The sequence below is a fragment of the Nocardia sp. NPDC004654 genome (genome assembly GCF_040609595.1).
Classification (GTDB): Bacteria; Actinomycetota; Actinomycetes; order Mycobacteriales; family Mycobacteriaceae; genus Nocardia.
This window is the reverse complement of record NZ_JBEXKI010000004.1, coordinates 40460-60023: the sequence shown is the minus strand read 5'-3', so window position 1 is coordinate 60023 and position 19564 is coordinate 40460. Positions and strand designations below refer to the sequence as shown.

16 protein-coding genes are annotated in these 19564 nt (G+C 69.9%); 7 read left to right on the top strand and 9 right to left on the bottom strand.

Annotated features, from left to right (window positions below; translation table 11 throughout):
• Positions 1–32: 32 nt before the first annotated feature.
• Entirely contained in the window at positions 33–365 is a 333-nt protein-coding gene (locus tag ABZV58_RS14485) for a hypothetical protein (RefSeq protein ID WP_141812492.1), read from the top strand.
• A gap of 11 nt (positions 366–376) precedes the next feature.
• A complete protein-coding gene (locus ABZV58_RS14480) occupies positions 377–1813 on the top strand; it encodes an RNB domain-containing ribonuclease (protein WP_355000615.1) in 1437 nt (478 codons plus the stop codon).
• A 162-nt stretch (positions 1814–1975) separates the two neighbouring features.
• Here ABZV58_RS14480 and ABZV58_RS14475 read toward each other — a convergent pair whose 3' ends face one another.
• From ABZV58_RS14475 to panB, 4 genes are all read right to left on the bottom strand, one after another.
• Positions 1976–2845, bottom strand: a complete 870-nt coding sequence (locus ABZV58_RS14475; RefSeq protein ID WP_355000614.1) for a CHAD domain-containing protein — start codon at positions 2843–2845, stop codon at positions 1976–1978.
• 3 nt (positions 2846–2848) lie between these two features.
• Positions 2849–3811: a prolyl aminopeptidase gene (gene pip / locus ABZV58_RS14470; protein ID WP_355001136.1), complete on the bottom strand. Its 963-nt coding sequence runs from the start codon at positions 3809–3811 to the stop codon at positions 2849–2851.
• Positions 3811–4257 carry a hypothetical protein gene (locus ABZV58_RS14465; protein WP_355000613.1) on the bottom strand — a complete coding sequence of 149 codons (447 nt, stop codon included), beginning with the start codon at positions 4255–4257 and terminating at the stop codon, positions 3811–3813. The genes pip and ABZV58_RS14465 overlap by 1 nt, the downstream gene beginning before the upstream one ends.
• 160 nt (positions 4258–4417) lie before the next feature.
• Positions 4418–5275 (bottom strand): 3-methyl-2-oxobutanoate hydroxymethyltransferase, encoded by an 858-nt coding sequence (panB, locus tag ABZV58_RS14460; RefSeq protein WP_355000612.1) that lies wholly within the window; start codon positions 5273–5275, stop codon positions 4418–4420.
• A gap of 209 nt (positions 5276–5484) precedes the next feature.
• Here panB and ABZV58_RS14455 point away from each other — a divergent pair, with 209 nt between their 5' ends.
• The 3 genes from ABZV58_RS14455 to ABZV58_RS14445 all read left to right on the top strand — a co-directional run bounded on the left by ABZV58_RS14455 (position 5485) and on the right by ABZV58_RS14445 (position 11711).
• On the top strand, positions 5485–7017 hold the full coding sequence (locus tag ABZV58_RS14455) for an alpha/beta hydrolase (RefSeq protein WP_355000611.1): 1533 nt from the start codon (positions 5485–5487) through the stop codon (positions 7015–7017).
• Positions 7018–7323: 306 nt separating this feature from the next.
• On the top strand, positions 7324–8664 hold the full coding sequence (glnA, locus tag ABZV58_RS14450) for a type I glutamate--ammonia ligase (RefSeq protein ID WP_355000610.1): 1341 nt from the start codon (positions 7324–7326) through the stop codon (positions 8662–8664).
• Between the two features lie 35 nt (positions 8665–8699).
• Positions 8700–11711, top strand: a complete 3012-nt coding sequence (locus ABZV58_RS14445; RefSeq protein ID WP_355000609.1) for a bifunctional [glutamine synthetase] adenylyltransferase/[glutamine synthetase]-adenylyl-L-tyrosine phosphorylase — start codon at positions 8700–8702, stop codon at positions 11709–11711.
• A gap of 6 nt (positions 11712–11717) precedes the next feature.
• Here the strand turns inward: ABZV58_RS14445 and ABZV58_RS14440 are convergent, their stop codons facing one another.
• Positions 11718–11990 carry a hypothetical protein gene (locus ABZV58_RS14440; protein WP_355000608.1) on the bottom strand — a complete coding sequence of 91 codons (273 nt, stop codon included), beginning with the start codon at positions 11988–11990 and terminating at the stop codon, positions 11718–11720.
• A gap of 107 nt (positions 11991–12097) precedes the next feature.
• Here ABZV58_RS14440 and ABZV58_RS14435 point away from each other — a divergent pair, with 107 nt between their 5' ends.
• Together ABZV58_RS14435 and ABZV58_RS14430 are read left to right on the top strand one after the other, a co-directional pair.
• A complete protein-coding gene (locus tag ABZV58_RS14435) occupies positions 12098–13039 on the top strand; it encodes an endonuclease/exonuclease/phosphatase family protein (RefSeq protein WP_355000607.1) in 942 nt (313 codons plus the stop codon).
• Positions 13040–13311: 272 nt separating this feature from the next.
• A complete protein-coding gene (locus tag ABZV58_RS14430) occupies positions 13312–14766 on the top strand; it encodes a metallopeptidase (protein ID WP_355000606.1) in 1455 nt (484 codons plus the stop codon).
• Positions 14767–14787: 21 nt separating this feature from the next.
• On the opposite strand, the gene ABZV58_RS14425 is transcribed toward ABZV58_RS14430, so the two are convergent.
• From ABZV58_RS14425 to ABZV58_RS14410, 4 genes are all read right to left on the bottom strand, one after another.
• Positions 14788–15255 (bottom strand): 6,7-dimethyl-8-ribityllumazine synthase, encoded by a 468-nt coding sequence (locus ABZV58_RS14425; RefSeq protein ID WP_355000605.1) that lies wholly within the window; start codon positions 15253–15255, stop codon positions 14788–14790.
• Between the two features lie 9 nt (positions 15256–15264).
• Positions 15265–16104, bottom strand: a complete 840-nt coding sequence (locus tag ABZV58_RS14420; protein ID WP_355000604.1) for a lysophospholipase — start codon at positions 16102–16104, stop codon at positions 15265–15267.
• Complete coding sequence (locus tag ABZV58_RS14415) at positions 16101–17477, bottom strand: M20/M25/M40 family metallo-hydrolase (protein WP_355000603.1); 1377 nt, start codon at positions 17475–17477, stop codon at positions 16101–16103. The genes ABZV58_RS14420 and ABZV58_RS14415 overlap by 4 nt, the downstream gene beginning before the upstream one ends.
• 87 nt (positions 17478–17564) lie before the next feature.
• The gene (locus ABZV58_RS14410; RefSeq protein ID WP_355000602.1) at positions 17565–19214 is read right to left on the bottom strand and encodes a CocE/NonD family hydrolase; all 1650 of its coding nucleotides are present in this window, start codon (positions 19212–19214) and stop codon (positions 17565–17567) included.
• Positions 19215–19564: the final 350 nt, after the last annotated feature.

Here is a 19564-nt window from a genome sequence, read left to right as displayed (position 1 = left end):
ATACTTCGATTGCGGAAGCAGGTCTCAACTCTATGCGGGTAGTTCGTTCATTGGTCGCCGGTGCGCTCATCGCCGGGGCCGCATCGGTTTTCGCCGCGCTGGGCGCCGGGTCCGCCAATGCGGTCGCGGTGACTCCGCTTCCCGGCGGGGTGCAGGTCGATCTCAGCCCGGCCGACACCAGGTGGGTGGCCGACAACAATTTCGGCCGCACGCTCGCCGGTCTTCCGCACCCGTCGGCGGCGTCGTTCGGTGAGGCGCTCGACGCCGCGGCCGACCTGTCGTCGACCTACCCGACCGGGCGGGTGACGTTCACGGTGTTCGGTCCGTTCAACGAGCTGAACGGCACGATGCTGGCACTGCAGTAACGTATTTCTACGTGGAACTGCACCAGCGGATCATCTCGGCGCCGGTCGATTTCGGCGCCATCCGATCCGAATTCGGTCTGGCCTCGGCGTACCCCGCCGAGGCCACCGTGGAAGCCCGCGGCGCGGTGGACGCGTTCGCGGGCGACCGGATCGATCGCACCGACATCGAGCTGGTGACGATCGACCCGCCGGGCGCCCTGGATCTCGACCAGGCCCTGCACCTGGAGCGCACCGGCTCCGGCTTCACACTGCACTACGCGATCGCCGACGTCGGCGCCGTGATCGCCCCCGACGGAGCGCTCGCCAAAGAATCGGGCGTCCGGGGCCAGACCTTCTATCTCCCGGACGGCACGGTGCCGTTGCATCCGACCGTCCTCTCGGAGGGCGCGGCGAGCCTGCTGCCCGACCAGACCAGGCCCGCGGCCCTGTGGACCATCGAACTGGACGAGAACTGCGAACCGCTGACCTACTCGGTGGTGCGCGCGACCGTCCGCTCCCGCGCGCGACTCGACTACGCGGGCGTCCAAGCCGACGCCGACGCGGGCACCCTGCACCCCTCGATCGCGGCCCTGCCGGAATTCGGCACGAGGCGCATCGAGGCCGGACTGGCCCGCGGCGCGATCGGGCTGCGCCTGCCCGCTCAGAGCGTCATCCGCGACGACGCGAACGACGGGCATTGGCGGCTCGTCGTGGAGCCGCGCACCGCGGCCGACGACTGGAACGAGCAGGTCTCCCTGCTGACCGGCATGTGCGCGGCGCGCATCATGCTCGACGGCGCCGATACCGACGGGCGGCGGATCGGCCTGCTGCGCACCATGCCGCAGCCCTCCGAATCCGCCATCGCCTCCATGCGCCGCACCGCCGCCGCGCTGGCCGTGGCCTGGCCCGCGGATCAGCCGGTCGGCCGCATGCTGGCCGGACTCGATCCCAATAGTCCCGCCGCACTCGTGCTCATGTCGGAGGCCACCGGCCTGCTGCGCGGCGCCGCGTACACCGTGGTGAACGGGTCGACGCCGGAGATTCTGGCGCACAGCGGGATCGGCGCGCCCTACGCGCACGTGACCGCTCCGCTGCGCCGCCTCGCCGACCGCTTCGCCACCGAGATCTGCCTGGCCCACTGTGCGGGAACCCCGGTGCCGCAATGGGTTCGGGACGGGCTCGAGCCGACCGCCGACACCATGAAGCGCACCGACGGCGTCTCGGGCAAGGTGGACCGCGCCTGCATCGACCTCACCGAGGCCAGCCTGCTCGCCCAACGACCCGACGCCGTGTTCGACGCGGTCGTCATCCGCGAGGCCAACGGCAACCGGCCCGCGGTGGTCTTCATCGCCGACCCTCCGGTGCTCGGACCCTGCACCGGCAGCCCGAAGGAAGGCGCGTCCGTCCGCGTGCGGCTCGTCTCCGCCGACCCGGTCACCCGCAAGGTCGGCTTCGCCTTCCCCGCTTGACTGCTCGCAGCGCGTTCACCGACGCCGTCACAGGCCTTCAGCGCCCTGCGCAGTCGTTGTCCCCTCGCGGACCGTTCGCGCTCTGCGCAGTCGCTGTTCCTTCGCAGACGGTTTGCCTGCTACGCAGCCGCTGTCACCGCGGCGCGCGCCGGAGTCACGAAGTCACCAGAGGCTGGTCGAAAGTGCTTCGGCGGCTTCAGGGTAGCGGGCAAGGGCGCGGTCGGCCGCGGCGTTCTCCGCGACGGTGAGACGGCGATAGACGTCCATGTCCTCGCCGGCGGCCTCGGCTTCCGCCGCGCGCTCGATGATCGCCGCGCCGGATTCGACCGCGTCGCGGTGGTCGCCGAGCACGGTTTGCAGGCGCTTGGCGCGACCGCCGAGATCGGCGGCGGACTCGCCGATGACCTGTTCGGCGGCCTCGCACGAATAGCGTAAACGCTTGGCGCTCTTGCGAATATCGTGCAGCGCCTCGATGCGTTCCGGACCGGGCACCGTCGGCTCGTGCCGGATGAGCGCCGCCACCCGTTCGTGGTCGCGCAGCAGCACGACGCCGAAGAAGTCGGCGGCGGGCGCCGCGGCGCGGGCGGGGCGCAGTGGCGGGTCGGTGCGCCAGCGGGTCAGTCGCTCGCGCAACGCGCGATAGCGGTCGGTGTCGAGTGCGGTGAGCACCTCGGCGTGCGCGGCGTCGTAGCGTGCGCGTTCGGCGCCGACCAGGCGCTCGGCGACCACCTCCGGCACTTCCTCGCCCTGCTCGTCGAGCAGGTCGGCGAAGCGGTCGGCCCGCACCTCCGCGTCACGGGCGACGCCGAGCAGGGTGGCCAGCCACTTCAGCTCCGCGCCGATCTCGGCCGCCGGAGCCTTCTCGAACACGCCGCGATACGAGCGGAGTACGCTGCGCAGCCGTCGGGTGGCGACCCGCATCTGGTGCACCGAATCCGGTGCGTCCGCACGCACCTCGGGCTCGGCGGCCAGCAACCGGTCGACGTCGTCCCGCAGCGCGGCGATCAGGGCTTCTCCGGCAGCGGACGCCACGGCTCAGCCCACCTTCGCGAAGCCGTCGGTGGCGCGCACCAGCCGGTCGACGATGCCGGGCTCGTTGGCCGCGTGCCCCGCGTCGTCGACGATGTGCAGCTGCGAGCCGGGCCAGGCGCGGTGCAGATCCCAGGCGCTCACGGCCGGGCAGACGATGTCGTGGCGACCCTGCACGATGACGACCGGCAGGTGCGAGATCGCGTCCACATCACGAAGCAGCTGCCCTTCTTCCAGGAAACCGCCGTGCCGGAAGTAGTGGTTCTCGATGCGCGCGAAGGCCAGCGCGAACCGCGGCTCGCCGGTCTCGGCGACCCGATCCGGATGGGGCAGCAGCGAACTGGTGGAACCCTCCCACACCGACCACGCGATCGCGGCGGCCGTCGCCACCTCGGGATCGGGGGAGTGCAGCAGCCGGTGATAGGCCTCCACGAGATCCCCGTCGCGCTCGGCCTCCGGCACCGGCGCGAGGAACTTCTCCCACTCGTCCGGGTAGACGTAGCCCGCGGCGCCGTTGTAGTACCAGTCGATCTCCTTGCGCCGCAACAGGAAAATGCCGCGCAGCACCAGTTCGGTGACCCGCTCCGGATGCTTCTGCGCGTACGCCAGCGCCAGCGTGGAGCCCCACGAGCCGCCGAAGACCTGCCAGCGGGCGATGCCGAGATGTCCGCGCAGCGCCTCGATGTCGGCGACCAGGTGCCAGGTCGTGTTGAGCGCGAGATCGGCGCCGTCGGCGATGTGCGGGGTGGACCGGCCGCAGCCACGCTGGTCGAACAGCACGATGCGGTAGGCCGACGGGTCGAAGAACTGCCGGTGGAACGGCGCGGTGCCGCCGCCGGGGCCGCCGTGCAGGAACACCACCGGCTTTCCCTCGGGATTGCCGCTGACCTCCCAGTACACCGACTGACCTTCGCCGACGTCGAGCATGCCCGACTCGTACGGCTCGATCGGGGGATACAGGGTGCGCATCACAGGCCGACGATGATCGAGGCCAGGTCCGGCGTCTGTAGCGCCTCGATGGCCTGCTGGCGCACGTCCGGGCAGCTCTTGGTGGTGACGGTGTCGACGACGGCCTTGTTGCCGAGCACGTCGATGCCGTTCTGCAGGCCCCACGGGTGCACGATCAGGTTGAGGCCGACCCGGCCCAGCGTGGGACCCTGCACCCGGAAGTTGGACAGCTCGGGGCGGATCGCGTCGCACAACTGTGTGGCGGCGGCGTCGGTGACCGTCGGGGTCGGCTTCTGGGTGCCGGTGGCCTGGACGGTCGTGGTCGCCGACGTGGGCGCCGAGGTGGTCGATCCCGTGCTACCGGTGGGCTCGGGGTTCCCGTTCGTCCCGCACGCGGCCAGTGTCGCGGCGGCGAACGCGGCGACCACCAGCGAGGTGCTGCGGAAAATCCAACGGCTGTGCGGCATCGGTACCTCTGCTCGTGTCGAGAATGTCGGCATCGAGTCTGCCATTGTTTGCCGCGCGCGGCCCGCACCGCTCGTTCCCGCGCCGCCCGACGCAGGAGCGCCGCCTACAACGAATCGAGCGGCGGGACAGGCGGTCCGCGCCGCTCGACCGGTCATTCGATCAGAAGCTGTGTTCGGGTCCGGGGAACGTTCCGCGGCGCACCTCGTCGGCGTAAGCCGCTGCCGCGGAGCGCAATTGGTCGCCGACCTCGGCGAAGCGCTTGACGAACTTGGCGGTCTTGCCGCTGGTGTAACCCGCCATGTCTTGCCAGACCAGCACCTGGGCGTCGCAGTCGGCGCCCGCGCCGATGCCCACGGTCGGGATGGTCAGCTTGCGGGTGACCTGCCCGGCCAGCTCGGCGGGAACCATCTCCATGACCACGGAGAACGCGCCCGCCTCCTGCACCGCGATGGCGTCGGCGATGAGCTGCTCGGCGCCGTCGCCGCGGCCCTGCACCCGGAAACCGCCGAGAGTGTTGACGCTCTGCGGTGTGAAGCCGATGTGCGCCATCACCGGAATACCGGCCGAGGTGATCAGCGCGATCTGCTCGGCGACTCGCTCGCCGCCCTCGAGCTTGACCGCGTGCGCGAGGCCCTCCTTCATGAACCGCGTCGCGGTCGCCAGCGCCTGCTGCGGAGAGGACTCGTAGGTGCCGAACGGCAGATCGGCCACCACCAGCGCGTGCGGTGCGCCGCGCACCACGCCGCGCACCAGCGGGATCAACTCGTCCACTGTGATGGGCACGGTGGTGTCGTAGCCGTACACCACGTTGGCGGCCGAGTCGCCGACCAGCAGTACGGGGATGCCCGCCTCTTCGAACAGGCGCGCGGAGGAATAGTCGTAGGCGGTGAGCATCGCCCAGCGCTCACCGTCGGCCTTCATCTGCTGAAGGTGGGGGACACGCGTCTTGCGCCGCGCCTTCTTGGTCTCGGCCGGAGCCGCGCCGTAGGCAGGGGTTTCCGCATCGGATACGGACATCATCGTCCCTTTCGTGTTGTCGCCTCGAGGCCCTGGCCGGGTCCCCGGGTCTTCTGACGGTTCCAGTGTGCCACCCGTCTCGGCGGTCGCTTAAGGGCGTCGATCGGTGCGATTGGTCACAGCGACGTGCGGTGGTTCGGGCGCACATGGCCGCTGTTCGCGGACGGGGGAGGAACCGCCTGGCAAACCCTTCCTGGCAGGATCGGAGTATGGGATTGCGGCGTGGGCGTGGTGTGCTGGTGGCGGCGGTGCTGAGCATGGTCGCGGCCGGGTGCGCGATCGAGCGGGCGGAGCCGCGGGGGCCGATGCCCGCACCGCAGGCCGGGTTGGAGCGGTTCTACCAGCAGACGCCGGAGTGGGGGGAGTGCGCGGGGTTCGCGAGTGCGGATGATCGGTTTCCGCCGAACGCGCAGTGCACACGGATCACGGTGCCGGTGGATTACGCGGATCCGGCGGGGCCGACGGCGCAGGTCGCGCTGAGCAGGGTGCCCGCGTCGGGGGCCAAGATCGGTTCGCTGCTGATGAATCCGGGCGGGCCGGGGGTGTCGGGGTTGTCGATGTCGAGCATCGCGAATCGGACGCCGCTGTCGGAGCGCTTCGACCGGGTCGGGTTCGATCCACGCGGTGTCGGCGCGTCGACGCCCGCCATCGCGTGCCTGACGCCGCAGGAGGCCGACGCGGAGCGCGCCGAGCGCCCCGAGGACAACACGCCCGAAGGCATCGCGGCCTCGGAGGCGGAGAACAAGGAGTACGCGGACAAGTGCGTCGAGCGCACCGGTGACGAGCTGCTCGCGCATGTCGGCACCCGCGAGGTGGTCCAGGACATGGACGTGATCAGGGCGGTGCTCGGCGACCCGAAACTGACCTACCTCGGCTACTCGTACGGCACCAAGCTCGGCTCGCTGTACGCGGAGAAGTTCCCGGACCGGGTGCGGGCGCTGGTGCTGGACGGCGCGGTCGACTCCTCGCAGGATCCGGTCCAGGAGTCGCTGCGCCAGGCGGCGGGGTTCCAGACCGCGTTCGACGCTTACGCCCAGGCCTGCGCGACCGAACCGGACTGCCCGCTCGGCACCGACCCGACCCAGGCCGTGGCCCGTTTCCGCGACCTGGTGAACCCGCTTGTGGACAGGCCCGCCGAGACCACCGACCCGCGCGGTCTCAGCTACAACGACGCCATGACCGGCGTCACCCAGACGCTCTACTCCGACGACCTGTGGCAGGTGCTGACCCTCGGCCTGGACGAACTGCGCGACGGCCGCGGCGACACCCTCCTGCAACTGGCCGACATGTACGACGGCCGCCGCGACGACGGCACCTACAACAACACCCAGGACGCCTTCAACGCCATCCGCTGCGTCGACGATCCGCGGGTCACCGATCCGGCGGTCGCGGGCCGCCAGGACACCGAGTACCGCAAGGCCGCCCCGTTCCTCGACGACGGCCGCGGCACCGGCCAGGCCCCGCTGGAGCTGTGCTCGAGCTGGCCGGTGCCCAACAGCGGCAACCCGCACCGGATCGCCGTCGAAGGTCTGCCGAAGGTCGTGGTGGTCTCGACGACCGACGACCCGGCCACGCCGTACCAGGCGGGCGTCGACCTGGCCGCCCAGCTGGACGCCGCGCTGATCACCTTCAACGGCAACCGCCACACCGCCGCGCTGGTGGCGGGCAACCAGTGCCTCGACTCCGCCGTGATCGCCTACCTGGTCGATCTGAAGGTTCCCGCGCCCGGCCTGACCTGCTGACGTCAAGTCGACTTGTCGCCACCCGCGGTGCCCGGTCGGCGGCCGCACCGAAGTCGCCGGGGGTGTCCGGCGCGAACGGAGATCGGTGGTCATACTGTTCCGTGCGCACCCGCAGACGTTGTCGCTACAGCATTTCCGGAACGATCGGCGGCGAACGTCCCGGCGAACGCCGAATCCCGGGAGACTGCTCACCGACCGGTCCGCACGCCTGCGAACTTCGTCCCGAACGGCCCCTCGCGGACCCGAAACGCAATCCCGAGGCCGTACGTAACACGGATTTAACGCCAGGTGCTTACGCTCGCGGACATGGATCGCCAGAAGGAATTCGTGCTGCGGACGCTCGAAGAGCGGGACATCCGCTTCGTGCGGCTCTGGTTCACCGATGTCTTGGGCTACCTGAAGTCCGTCGCCATCGCTCCCGCCGAGCTCGAGGGCGCCTTCGAGGAGGGTATCGGCTTCGACGGCTCGGCCATCGAGGGCTTCGCCCGGGTGTCGGAGGCCGATATGGTCGCGCGCCCGGATCCTTCCACTTTCCAGGTGCTGCCCTGGGCCACCAGCAAGGGCCACCAGCACTCCGCGCGCATGTTCTGCGACATCACCATGCCCGACGGTTCGCCGTCCTGGGCCGACCCGCGCCACGTGCTTCGGCGGCAGCTGAACAAGGCGGGCGATGTCGGGTTCAGCTGCTACGTGCACCCCGAGATCGAGTTCTTCCTGCTGAAGAACGGCCCGCAGGACGGCACGCCGCCCGAGCCCGCCGACTCCGGCGGCTTCTTCGACCAGGCGGTGCACGACTCGGCCCCCAACTTCCGGCGCCACGCGATCGACGCGCTGGAGTCGATGGGCATCTCGGTGGAGTTCAGCCACCACGAGGGCGCGCCCGGTCAGCAGGAGATCGACCTGCGCTACGCCGACGCGCTGTCCATGGCCGACAACGTGATGACCTTCCGCTACCTGATCAAGGAAGTGGCCATCGACGAGGGCGTGCGCGCCACCTTCATGCCCAAGCCGTTCGCGCAGTACCCGGGCTCGGCGATGCACACGCACATGAGCCTGTTCGAGGGCGAGAACAACGCCTTCGCCGACCCGGACGACCCGATCAACCTCTCCGAGACCGCCCGCGCGTTCATCGCGGGCATCCTGGAGCACGCGCCCGAGATCAGCGCGATCACCAACCAGTGGGTGAACTCCTACAAGCGGCTCATCCACGGCGGCGAGGCCCCGACGGCGGCCTCCTGGGGCCGGTCGAACCGCTCGGCGCTGGTGCGCGTCCCGATGTACACGCCGAACAAGTCGTCCTCGCGGCGCGTCGAGATCCGCAGCCCAGATTCCGCCTGCAACCCGTATCTGGCATTCGCGGTGCTGCTCGCCGCGGGTATGCGCGGCATCGAGAAGGGCTACAACCTGCCGCCGGAGGCCGAGGACGACGTGTGGGCGCTGACCACCGCCGAGCGGCGCGCGATGGGCTTCCGCGAGCTGCCTGGCACCCTTGACGAGGCGCTGCAGGCGATGGAGCGCTCGGAGTTGGTCGCCGAAACCCTCGGCGAGCACGTCTTCGACTTCTTCCTGCGCAACAAGCGCCGGGAGTGGGCCGACTACCGCAGCCAGGTGACCCCGTTCGAGCTCAAGGAGTACCTCGGACTGTGACATAGACGCGCGGCCGGGGCATGTAGTTTAAGACTATGGTCCGGCCACCGTCTGCGCGCTCCGCTGTTCCCGGTGTCGGTCGGCTCGGATTGCTCGAGCCGACGGCCGCAGCCTCGCTGCGCGAATTGGGCTGGGACAACGTCGAAAGTATCCCGGTCCTCTGGTCGTTGTCCAGGGCGCCCGACGCCGACTTGGCACTGAGCACCCTGATGCGCCTCCGCGAGGGGCTCGGAAGCGACTGGGCCGCACTGGATTCCGCGCTGCGCACCGATAAGTCCTTGCGCGGCAGGCTTTTCGCGCTGCTCGGCTCGTCGAGCGCCTTCGGCGACCATATGGTAGCCGAGCCCGCCTCGTGGCAGCTGCTGCGCCGCGGGGACCTGCCGAAGCGCGAGGAGGTCCTCGCGGATCTGCTCGACGCCGTCGACGCGGTGCCCGAGGAAGGGCCCTACGCGGGCCCCATGTTGTTTCGGGCTGAAATCGCCGGACCCGAAGCGGTGGCGCTGCTGCGCAGGCGCTACCGAGACCAGTTGATGCTGCTCGCCGCGCTGGATCTGGCCGCCACCGTCGAGAACGAGCCGGTGCTGCCGTATCAGACCGTCGGCAGGCATCTCACCGATCTGGCCGACGCGGCGCTCACCGCGGCGCTCGCGGTCGCGGTCGCGCGGGTCTGCAAGGACGGGCCGTGCCCGGTCCGGCTCGCCGTGATCGCGATGGGCAAAAGCGGTGCGTGCGAACTGAATTACGTCAGCGACGTGGACGTGGTGTTCGTCGCCGAACCCGCCGACGCCACCGCGACCCGGCTCGCCGCCGAGACGATGAGCGTGGGGAGCCTCGCCTTCTTCGAGGTGGACGCGGCGCTGCGCCCGGAGGGCAAGCAGGGCGCGCTGGTGCGCACCCTGGAATCGCATATCGCCTACTACAAGCGATGGGCGCGCACCTGGGAGTTCCAGGCGCTGTTGAAGAACCGGCCGATGACCGGCGACCTCGAGCTCGGACATCAGTACCGGGACGCGGTGATGCCGATGGTCTGGACCGCCTCGGAGCGGCCCGATTTCGTCGCCGACGTGCAGGCGATGCGCCGCCGCGTGGAAGACCTGGTCCCCGCCGACCTGCGCGAGCGCGAACTGAAGCTCGGCCACGGCAGCCTGCGCGACGTCGAATTCGCCGTGCAACTCCTGCAATTGGTGCACGGCCGGGTGGACGAGTCGTTGCACGTGCAGGGCACCGTCGAGGCGCTGACCGCGCTCGCCGCGGGCGGTTACGTCGGCAGGGACGACGCCGCGAACCTCACCGCCTCCTACGAATTCCTGCGCCTGCTCGAACACCGCCTCCAGTTGCAGCGGCTCAAGCGCACCCACACGCTGCCCGCGGCCGACGACGAGGAGGGGATGCGCTGGCTGGCCCGCGCCGCGCACATCCGTCCCGACGGCAGGCAGGACGCGGTCGGCGTGCTGGCCTCCGAGATTCGCCGAAATGCCGTGCGGGTGCGTCGATTACACGCGAAACTGTTCTACCGTCCGCTGCTGGACGCGGTCGCGCGGATGGACTCCGCAGCGCTGCGGCTGAGCCCGGACGCCGCGATCCGGCAGCTGGCCGCGCTGGGTTACGCGGCGCCGGAGAACGCCCTCGGCCATCTCAAGGCGCTCACCGGCGGGGTCTCCCGCAAGGGCCGCATCCAGGCGCTGCTGCTGCCCACCCTGCTCGAATGGCTCGGCGACACACCGAATCCCGACGCGGGCCTGCTCGCCTATCGCCGAGTGTCGGAAGGGCTGGACGACCAGATCTGGTTCCTGCGTGAACTGCGCGACGAGGGCGCGATCGCGCAGCGGCTGATGATCGTGCTCGGATCCTCCGAGTACCTGCCCGATCTGCTGATCAACGCACCGGAAACGATTCGCATGTACGCCGACGGTCCCGGTGGGTCGCTGCTGCTCGGACCGCAGCCGGAAGACGTCGCGCGCGGCATCCTGACCGCGGCCGCCCGCTACGAGGATCCGAAACGCGCTGTGGCGGCGGCCCGTTCGCTGCGCCGCCACGAACTGGCGAGGGTCGCGTCGGCGGATCTGCTCGGCATGCTCGAGGTCCCTGAGGTGTGCCGTGCCCTGTCCTCGGTGTGGGTTGCGGTGCTGGAAGCATCGCTGGCGGCGGTGATCCGAGCGAGCGAGGCGGAGACCGGCGCGCCGGCGCCCGCCGATTTCGCGGTGATCGGCATGGGCAGGCTCGGCGGTATGGAGCTCGGTTACGGCTCCGACGCCGACGTGCTGTTCGTCTGCGACCCGCGTCCGGGCGAGGACGAGACCAAGGCCGTCAAATGGGCCATCGGCGTCGCCGAGAAGGTGCAGCGCCTGCTCGGCGCACCGAGCACCGACCCGCCGCTGCACGTCGACGCGGGCCTTCGACCGGAGGGCCGCAACGGCGCGCTGGTGCGCACCCTCGCCGCCTACCGCGCCTACTACGAGCAGTGGGCACAGCCGTGGGAGGTACAGGCGCTGCTGCGCGCCCACCAGATCGCGGGCGATCAGGAACTCGGGTTGCGCTTCCTGCACGTCATCGACAAGGTGCGCTACCCGGTGGGCGGCGTCTCCGCCGAGGCGGTGCGCGAGATCCGCCGCATCAAGGCCAGGGTCGATTCCGAACGTCTGCCCCGCGGCGCGAACCCCGCGACGCACACCAAGCTGGGGCGCGGCGGTCTGGCCGACATCGAATGGACCGTGCAGCTCATGCAGCTGCGCCACGCCCACGAGGTGCCCGCGCTGCACAACACCTCCACGCTGCAATCGCTCGACGTGATCGAGGAGACCAAGCTGCTCGACGCCGAGGACGTGGCGCTGCTGCGCGACGCCTGGCTCACCGCGACCAAGGCCCGCAACGCGCTGGTCCTGGTGCGCGGCAAGGCCACCGATCAGCTCCCCGGCCCGGGGCGTCTGCTCTCGGCGGTCGCGCGCGTGGCGGGGTGGCGCAACGACGACGGCAGCGAGTTCCTGGACAACTACATGCGGGTCACGCGGCGGGCGAAAGCGGTGGTGGAGAGGGTCTTCGGGGCCTGACGCAGGTCACTCGTCGACGTGCTGCATCCGGCAGACGAAATCGCGCAGGGCCTGGCGGTCCTCCTCCGGTCCCTGCCGTCCTCCCTCCACTGTCACCGTCACCCGGCTGCCAGCGGTCATCGGCAGCTCGTCCCACGCGACCGGCAGGACCAGCGCGTGCACGTCGCGCCCGCCGCAGCTGACGGTGATGCGCGAGGTGTAGCGACCCGCGATGTCCGCGAGTTCCTGGGCTTCGTCGGCGGACAGCGGCCCGGCGGCCGTGAATTCTTCGACGTACATCTGCAACCCCTTCCGCGATGATGCCGCCAGTGTAGGAATTGTGCGGATCCTGTGGCGTTATGCGGCGCGAAAGGTTTCTCCAGGAGAACCCGCCTAGGGTCGGTCGCATGCGTGTTTGGGTGAACCGGGTGCTGCTCGGTCTGGGCTGGTGTGCCCTCGTCGTCGGAATCGCGGGTGTCGTGCTCTACTTCAGTTCCTGGCAGCGGCGGCTGCCGGTGCTCGTCGCCTCGGGGGCGTCGTATCTGATGCTGGGCGCGCTGGTGGGACTGCTGCTGTTCGTCGTCGCGCGAGGGTGGCGCAGCGCGGCCGCGGCGGGCGTCGTCGTGGTCGGGGTGTTGTGGACGCAGCTGCCGCTGTTCGTGCCGGACGGGCGGGCGGCGAGCGGGCCGGAGATTCGGCTGCTCCAGTCGAATCTGCTGTTCGGTGGCGCCGACCTGCCCGTGGTGGTGCGGGAGGTACGCGAGCGCCGCGTCGACGTGCTCACCCTCGAGGAGCTGACACCCGAATCGGCCGCGCGGCTGACCACCGAATTGGCCGGTGATCTCCCGTACCACTACCTGGAACCCGGGAAATGGGGCGCGGGCACCGGCATCTTCAGCCGATACCCGTTGCGCGACACCAGGAAATACGACGGCTTCGTCATGAACAACCTCTCGGCGATCATGGAGCATCCGCAGCGCGGGCCTGTCGCCGTCTACGCCTTCCACCCGATGCCGCCGCCGCTGGACTTCGCGGCGTGGAGCTGGGAGATGCGCCGCATCCGCGAAATCCTCGACGCCCAAACCGGTCCGGCCGTAGTCGGCGCGGATTTCAATGCGACACGGGATCATTCGGCCTTCCGCGACCTGGTGCGCGGCCGGTTCGACTCCGCCGCCGACCTCGCGGGCGCGGGCCCGCTGCCCACCTATCCCACCGACCGATCCTGGGGACCGGTGATCGGGATCGACCACATCCTGGTCGCGGGCGGTACGGCCGAGGAGATGGAGAGCCTGTCGATCCCCGGATCGGACCACCGCGCGGTATTCGCGCTGCTGCGCCTCGACGCCTGAGCATCCGATCTGCCGTTCCCACACCCCGTATGCACGCCCCACATAGGCGTCGTCTGTGTGAGGCGTGCGCAAGGTGTGTGGCGTCGCACCGCCGCGTAGGTGGTGCGCGCGTGGATGCTTGTGTGGTCGCGCTTGAAGTCTGGGCGCGCAATGGGATACGCGTGCGCGGGAATCAGCGATTACCATGTGAACGCTCGACCGGCGGTGTGGGTAGACCACCGTCCGGCGGCGGCGCGGGCGGGTGCCCGCGCAGGACCGGGGAGGAAGACCTGATGAGGACCAAACGGCTGCGATTCGCCGCTATCGCGGTGCTGGCGGCGGTCGGCGCGACGCTCGCGGGGTGCGGGAGTTCGCAGAACACGACGAGCTCGGAGAACGCCGCCGCCATCGATCCGAACAACCCGTGGATGGTCGCGGGCGCGGCCACCAGCACCGGGCCGAGCGGCCCGCGTCCCGGCGTCCCCGACGCGCCGCTGACCGCGGAGAACGGCGACGGTGGACCGGTCGACCGGCTTGCCCTCAATGCCATCGCCGACATCGAGGAGTTCTGGAAAGCCGAGTACGCCAAGACTTTTCCCGGCGCCTTCAAGCCGGCGAACAAGTACATCTCCTGGGACGCGCGCGCCCCCAAAGAGCAGTCGGTGAAGTTCTGCAAGACCGACACCTACAAGCTGGTCAATGCCGCCTACTGCGGGCTCGACCACACCATCGGCTGGGACCGCAGGGTGCTGCTGCCGCTGCTGGAGGACAAGTACGGTCCGATGTCGGTGGTGATGGTGCTCGCGCACGAGTACGGCCACGCCATCCAGGGGCAGGCCAAGATCGCCGGTCTGTTCACCGGCGGACTGGTCAAGGAGCAGCAGGCCGACTGCCTGGCGGGTGTGTTCCTACGGCACGTCGCCGAGGGCGATTCCCCGCACTTCACCATGAACATGACCGACGGATTGGACGGCGTGCTCGGCGCCACCATCGCGGTGCGCGACACCGATCCCAGCGATCCCGACAACGTGCACGGTTCGGCGTTCGAGCGGGTGACCGCCGTGCAGCTCGGTTACACCGACGGCGCCGAGGCGTGCAAGAAGATCGACAGGAAGGAGATCGAGCAGCGCCGCGGCGGTCTGCCCGTGACCTTCGAGGTGGACGACGAGGAGAGCCAGCAGCTCCCGGTCGACCAGGCCTCGCTGACCAGCGTGAGCCAGGCGCTGCTGAAGAACTTCCCGATCGCCGACGCGCCGCAGTTCGATTACTCCGGCGTGGTGCGCAACTGCTCGAAGGTCACCACCACCGAACCGGTGTCGTACTGCCCGAGCTCGAACAAGATCGGTACCGATGTTCCCGACCTGGCCGAGCGCGGCGGTCCGCTCGACGGCGACGACGAGCCGTTGTCGGCCGTCGTGCAGGGCGATTACAACGCCTTCGTGGTGTTCGTCTCCCGCTACATGCTCGCCGTCCAGCAGGACCGCAAGCTCTCGCTGACCGGCGCGGAGACCGCGGGCCTGCGCACCGCCTGCCTCAGCGGCGCGTTCACCACCAAGCTCAGCGAGCCGACCAGCGACCCGCGCCTGTCGGCGAACGACCTCGACGAGGCCGTCTCCGGCCTGCTCGCCGACGGGCTCGCCGCCGCCGACGTGGACGGCAAGGTCGTCAAGAGCGGCTACCAGCGGCTCGAGGCGTTCCGCACCGGCGTGCTCGACGGCGAGCAGGCTTGCATGACGAAGTTCAAGTGAGCCGTTCCGCCGCGGCCGGACCTATCCGGTCGCGGCGGGCAGCGCGCGCAGCGAGCTGAGCGTGGTCGCCAGCGCGCGGGCGGCCTCGGCGCCCTTGGTCACGAAGTGCCCGGTGAAGTAGTCGACGTGTTCGCTGTGCTCATGGAAGTGGTGCGGGGTGAGCACCACCGAGAAGACCGGCACGTCGGTGTCCAGCTGTACCCGCATCAGCCCGTCGATCACGGCCGAGGCCACGAAATCGTGCCGGTAGATGCCGCCGTCGACCACCAGGGCGGCGGCCACGATCGCCGAGTACTTGCCCGACTGGGCGAGCCGCTTGGCGTGCAACGGAATCTCGAACGCGCCCGGCACCTCGAACACATCGATGGTGGCCGGGTCGAAGCCGAGGTCGGTGTACTCGGCGGTGAAGCCCTCCAGGGCCTTGCCGACGATCGAGCTGTGCCAGGTGGCGCGGACGAACGCGACGGATCCGGTTGGTGTGGTTCCCATGACCGGATCTTACGGCTGAGTAACGTGCGCCTCCAGCCATGCCACCACATCGGTGAGCACCCGATCCTGCTCCGGCTCGTTGAAGATCTCGTGGTAGAGCCCCTCGTAGCGGATGACGGTCAGGTCCTTCGACCCCGCCTCGCGCTCGATCAGATCCGTGCTGGACGGCGCGGCGAGGGCGTCCGCGGTGCCGTGCATCACCAGCAGCGGAACGGTGAGCTTGTCCAGCCGCCCCTTGACCGTGGCGGTCGCGTTCAGGATCTCGGTGCCGGTGCGCGCGGGCAGCTTCCCGCGGTAGACCAGCGGGTCGGCGTCGTAGGCCGCGACCACTGCGGGGTCGCGGCTGATCATCGACGAATCCAGTTTCAGCACACCCAGATTCGGTGTCAGCTTGGACAGCACCGGCGCCACCAGTCGCTGCACCGGGTTGCCGACCTCGATGTCCAGCGGCGGCGCGGAGAGCACGATGCCCGCCACGTCGATCGGCGCGCGGGTGGCCAGGTAGAGCACGATCAGGCTGCCCATCGAGTGCGCGAGCAGGAACCTCGGCACGTCGGGGTGTTCGCGGGCGGCGATGTCGAGCATGCCCTCGACGTTGTCGGCGGAGCCGTCCATCGAGCCGATGTTCGCCTTGCTGCCCGCCGACTTGCCGTGGCCGAGGTGGTCGAGCGCGTAGACCGCGAAACCCGCTTCGGCCAACCGCTTCCCGACGTGGCCGTACCGGCCGGAATGCTCGGCGATACCGTGCACCAGTACGATCGCCGCCTTGGTCGTGGTCTCGGGAAGCCAAGCGCGCCAAGCGATCCGGCTGCCCGTGCCCTCGAAATCGCCATCCTCGGTGCGGGTCACCTGCGCTCCTCTCGGGTCGATCCGTGCGCGAGTTCCTCGATCAACCGTCGATTGAACTCGATGAGCCGAGCGTAGTTCACCCGCGAGATGCGCTCGTCCGTTCCGTGGATTGTCGCCAGGTCGGCCTGGGTCAGCACGATCGGCGCGAAGTTGCACCGGGTGGCGGCGAGGTCGTCGTAGTGGCGTGAGTCGGTGGCGCCGGGCACCAGGCCGGTGGTGACCGCGATGCCGGGAACGATGTGCTCGGCGAGCTTGGCGATCAACTCGAACGCCGGGCCCGGCGCGGTGGTCCGCGACGGTTCCGACGACATCCCGACCAGCTCGAGCTGCACGCCGGGATCGCGAATCACCTTGCGGCAGTGCGCGAGCACCCCGGCCACCGAATCGCCGGGCAGGATGCGGAAGTTGACGAGCGCCTCGGCGCGCTGGGGCAGCACGTTCGCCTTCACCCCGCCGCTGATCACGGTCGGTGCGGTGGTGGTGCGCACCAGCGCCTCGGTCTGCGGGCGGGCGGCCATGATCCGGGTGATCATGGGCCCCGCGAGACCGGCGATCCCGAGCAGCCGCCTGCGCGTCTCCGGCATCGCCGCGCGCAGGCGGGTCAGCATGTCGGCGATCACCGGCGTCAGCCGCAACGGCATCGGATGGTCCTGGACCCGTCCCACCGCCCTGGCGATCCGGCCGACGGCGGTCTGCCTGCCCGGCATCGAGGAATGCCCGCCGGTCTCCTGGACCCGCAGCCGCACGGTGGCATAACCCTTCTCGCCCAGCATGATCGAGGCCACCGGCCGGTCCACGCCGTCGGCGACGCCCTCGGTGATCACACCGCCCTCGTCCAGCAGCAGATCCGCGCGGACCCCGCCCTTCCGCAGGTGCTCCGCCATCCGGACGGCGCCTTCGTCGCCGAAGATCTCCTCGTCGTGCCCGAACGCGAGGTAGACGGTGTGCCGGGGTCGCAGGCCCGCGGCCAGCGCGGCCTCCACCGCCTCCAGGATGGCGATCAGCCTGCTCTTGTCGTCGATGGCGCCGCGACCCCAGACGAACTCCTCGTCCACGACGCCGTCGAACGGCGGGTGCGTCCACCGGCGCGCGTCGTCGACCGGCACCACGTCTTGGTGGGCAAGCAGGATCGCGGACACCCGATCCGGCTCCGCGCCCGGCCAGCGGTAGAGCCTGCTGTGGCCGAACAGTTCGAGTTCTAGTTCCGCATGCACCAGCGGGAACGAGCGCTCCAAATGCGCGGCGAGCTGTTCGAAGGCTTCGTCGGCGGCGCCGGTCGAGTCCTCGGTGGAGACCGTGGCGCAGCGCAGGGCCGCGGCGAGCCGCTCGGCGACGCGGTCGTCGACGTCGGCGGGGGTGGTCTCCGGCGTCATCGGGCGCCGGTGGGGTTCGTGAGCATCACTGCATTCTTCAACACCCTGAGCCGGAAGGCAGACCGGCCGGTCGGTGTGCCTTCTCGGTCACCGTGTCGTCGGCAGGTCGATGGCGGTAGCCGGGTTGTTCAAGAGGTCCGGGTCGATCGGGAAGGTCTTCTCCGCGCGCCACCTGGCGTGCCAGTCGGGTGTGCCGCCAGGGAGGTCGGGGCTGCGCGGTGTGGTGAGCGCTGGCAGTTCGAGTCGCGCAGAATGCACGGTGACGACCGCGTTGCTCGGCGCGTGCGACCACACGTCGTCGATCACGTCGGTGATCTTCGCGCCGAGCCGGTGTCCCGCGGCCAGCGGCCAGTCCTGGCCCAGCAGCCGGATGTCGGTGTCCGGACGAACCGGGGCGACGCCACGGGTGATGATGGTGGCGCGGCCGTCCGGAGCGATGTCGTAGAGCTCGACGGTGACCGTGGCGGACTCGGGACCCGCGAGCTGGAGCTTCGCCGTCGCGACGCCGGACAGGTGCGTCGGTTCCGTCAAAGGTTGTGATACCGACCAGATCTCGCGGTCGCGGCCCGGCAGCAGCCCACGGTCGGTATAGGAGCCGGTACGCAGCTGCACGGTGACGCGCTCGGAATCCGTGGGTGGCCAGGCGGTTTCGGAACGCCACCCGCCGTCGAACTGGTTGACCCTGATCCTCGGCCCGGGCACCTCGACGTCCTTGCCCGCGACGTGCCGGTCGAAGAACGCCATGAGCTCGGCGTCGAAAAACGGTGTGCCGCACTTCTCGTGGCAGTCGGTGTGACCCCACTGGCCGAACCAGGCGCGGTGTTCGCCGGGGCCGAGGCCTTGCCACATCTCGAAGACGCGATCCGCCCGCGTGTTCCCGTCGAGGAAGCCCTGGCTGACGAACAGCGGAATGGTGTTGCCGCGCAAGTCGTCGACGAGGTCGCGCTCGATCCATCCGGGATTGGCGGCGTCGTGGTCGGTGGTGAGGTCGACGTAGCGCTCGGCGCAGCCCGGCGGCATACTCACGGCGTTGGCCTGGTATTCGGGGGAGTCGCCCCAGTGCGCCGGGGTCGAGGCGATCGCGAGATGCTCCAACCCGACCTGGTCGGCGGGACGGATGCCGTTGTCGGTCACCGGTTTTCCGGAGAACTTCCAGGAGACGCCGCGCATGTACAGGTAGGAGTACGGGTCGACCACCGGCGCGAACGCGGCTACCGCCGCCAGCCCCTTCGGCTTGGCCGCCAGCGCCAGCATGCCCGTCCATGCCTCGTAGGAGGTGCCGGTCATGCCGACCCGCCCGGTCGACCACGGCTGGGCAGCCGCCCATTCCACCGCGGTCGCCACATCCGACCGCTCGCCGGGCCCGCCGTAGTCCGGACAGCCGTTCGAGCCGCCGAACCCGCGCAGATCCACCAGCACGTAGGTGTAGCCCGCGCGCAGCGCCTGCTCGACCGGCAGGTTCTCGACCGACGGCCCGCCCTCGGGCAGCGGATGGGTCAGGTAGGCAAGGTGCGAGCGGTACGGACTCACCGTGAGCAGCACCGGCGTCTTGGCGTCGTCGGCGATGCCGGGTGGACGCAGCACGTCGGCGTGCAGGCGAGTGCCGTCCGGGGTGGTCAAGTACGTCTGCCACCAGGTGAACGGAACGTCGGGCGGCTCGGCCACGGCGGGCATCGCCATCCCAAGCATCAACGCCACCCCGGCTACGACCCGCGCCACCACAGAACCCACTCGCACCAGAGGACTATGGTGTGTCACCTGGGCTTGCGTCCAGCCCCGGAATCTGGGGTGCGGAGGGAAATGTCGCCGTCCAGGTCGAGTCAGCGGTGGTGGGTGCCTGAGACCCGCCGCGGAAGGTTCTCCGAGGGGCACCGGCTGGTCATCGCCCGCGATCGGCAGCTGCCTGGCGGCCAGTGCAGGCGTCCAGCCGTCGCAGAGCCTGCGGGGTCGTCGAGATCACCTGCGGCGTCATCCGGCGGCGAGAGTTGTTGCCGAAGTGCATCAATCTCGCGAACCTTGCGTCGCGCCAAAAAGATTCACTCTGGTGTCTCAGCCAGGTCGGCGTATGATCGTGCTCCAGTGCGATC

Coding starts and splice junctions, on each gene's coding strand:
- ABZV58_RS14445 (WP_355000609.1), top strand. CDS start 8,700: ATGGTCCGGCCACCGTCTGCGCGCTCCGCTGTTCCCGGTGTCGGTCGG.
- ABZV58_RS14430 (WP_355000606.1), top strand. CDS start 13,312: ATGAGGACCAAACGGCTGCGATTCGCCGCTATCGCGGTGCTGGCGGCG.
- ABZV58_RS14485 (WP_141812492.1), top strand. CDS start 33: ATGCGGGTAGTTCGTTCATTGGTCGCCGGTGCGCTCATCGCCGGGGCC.
- ABZV58_RS14425 (WP_355000605.1), bottom strand. CDS start 15,255: ATGGGAACCACACCAACCGGATCCGTCGCGTTCGTCCGCGCCACCTGG.
- ABZV58_RS14415 (WP_355000603.1), bottom strand. CDS start 17,477: ATGACGCCGGAGACCACCCCCGCCGACGTCGACGACCGCGTCGCCGAG.
- panB (WP_355000612.1), bottom strand. CDS start 5,275: ATGTCCGTATCCGATGCGGAAACCCCTGCCTACGGCGCGGCTCCGGCC.
- ABZV58_RS14440 (WP_355000608.1), bottom strand. CDS start 11,990: ATGTACGTCGAAGAATTCACGGCCGCCGGGCCGCTGTCCGCCGACGAA.
- ABZV58_RS14455 (WP_355000611.1), top strand. CDS start 5,485: ATGGGATTGCGGCGTGGGCGTGGTGTGCTGGTGGCGGCGGTGCTGAGC.
- ABZV58_RS14435 (WP_355000607.1), top strand. CDS start 12,098: ATGCGTGTTTGGGTGAACCGGGTGCTGCTCGGTCTGGGCTGGTGTGCC.
- pip (WP_355001136.1), bottom strand. CDS start 3,811: ATGCGCACCCTGTATCCCCCGATCGAGCCGTACGAGTCGGGCATGCTC.
- ABZV58_RS14465 (WP_355000613.1), bottom strand. CDS start 4,257: ATGCCGCACAGCCGTTGGATTTTCCGCAGCACCTCGCTGGTGGTCGCC.
- glnA (WP_355000610.1), top strand. CDS start 7,324: ATGGATCGCCAGAAGGAATTCGTGCTGCGGACGCTCGAAGAGCGGGAC.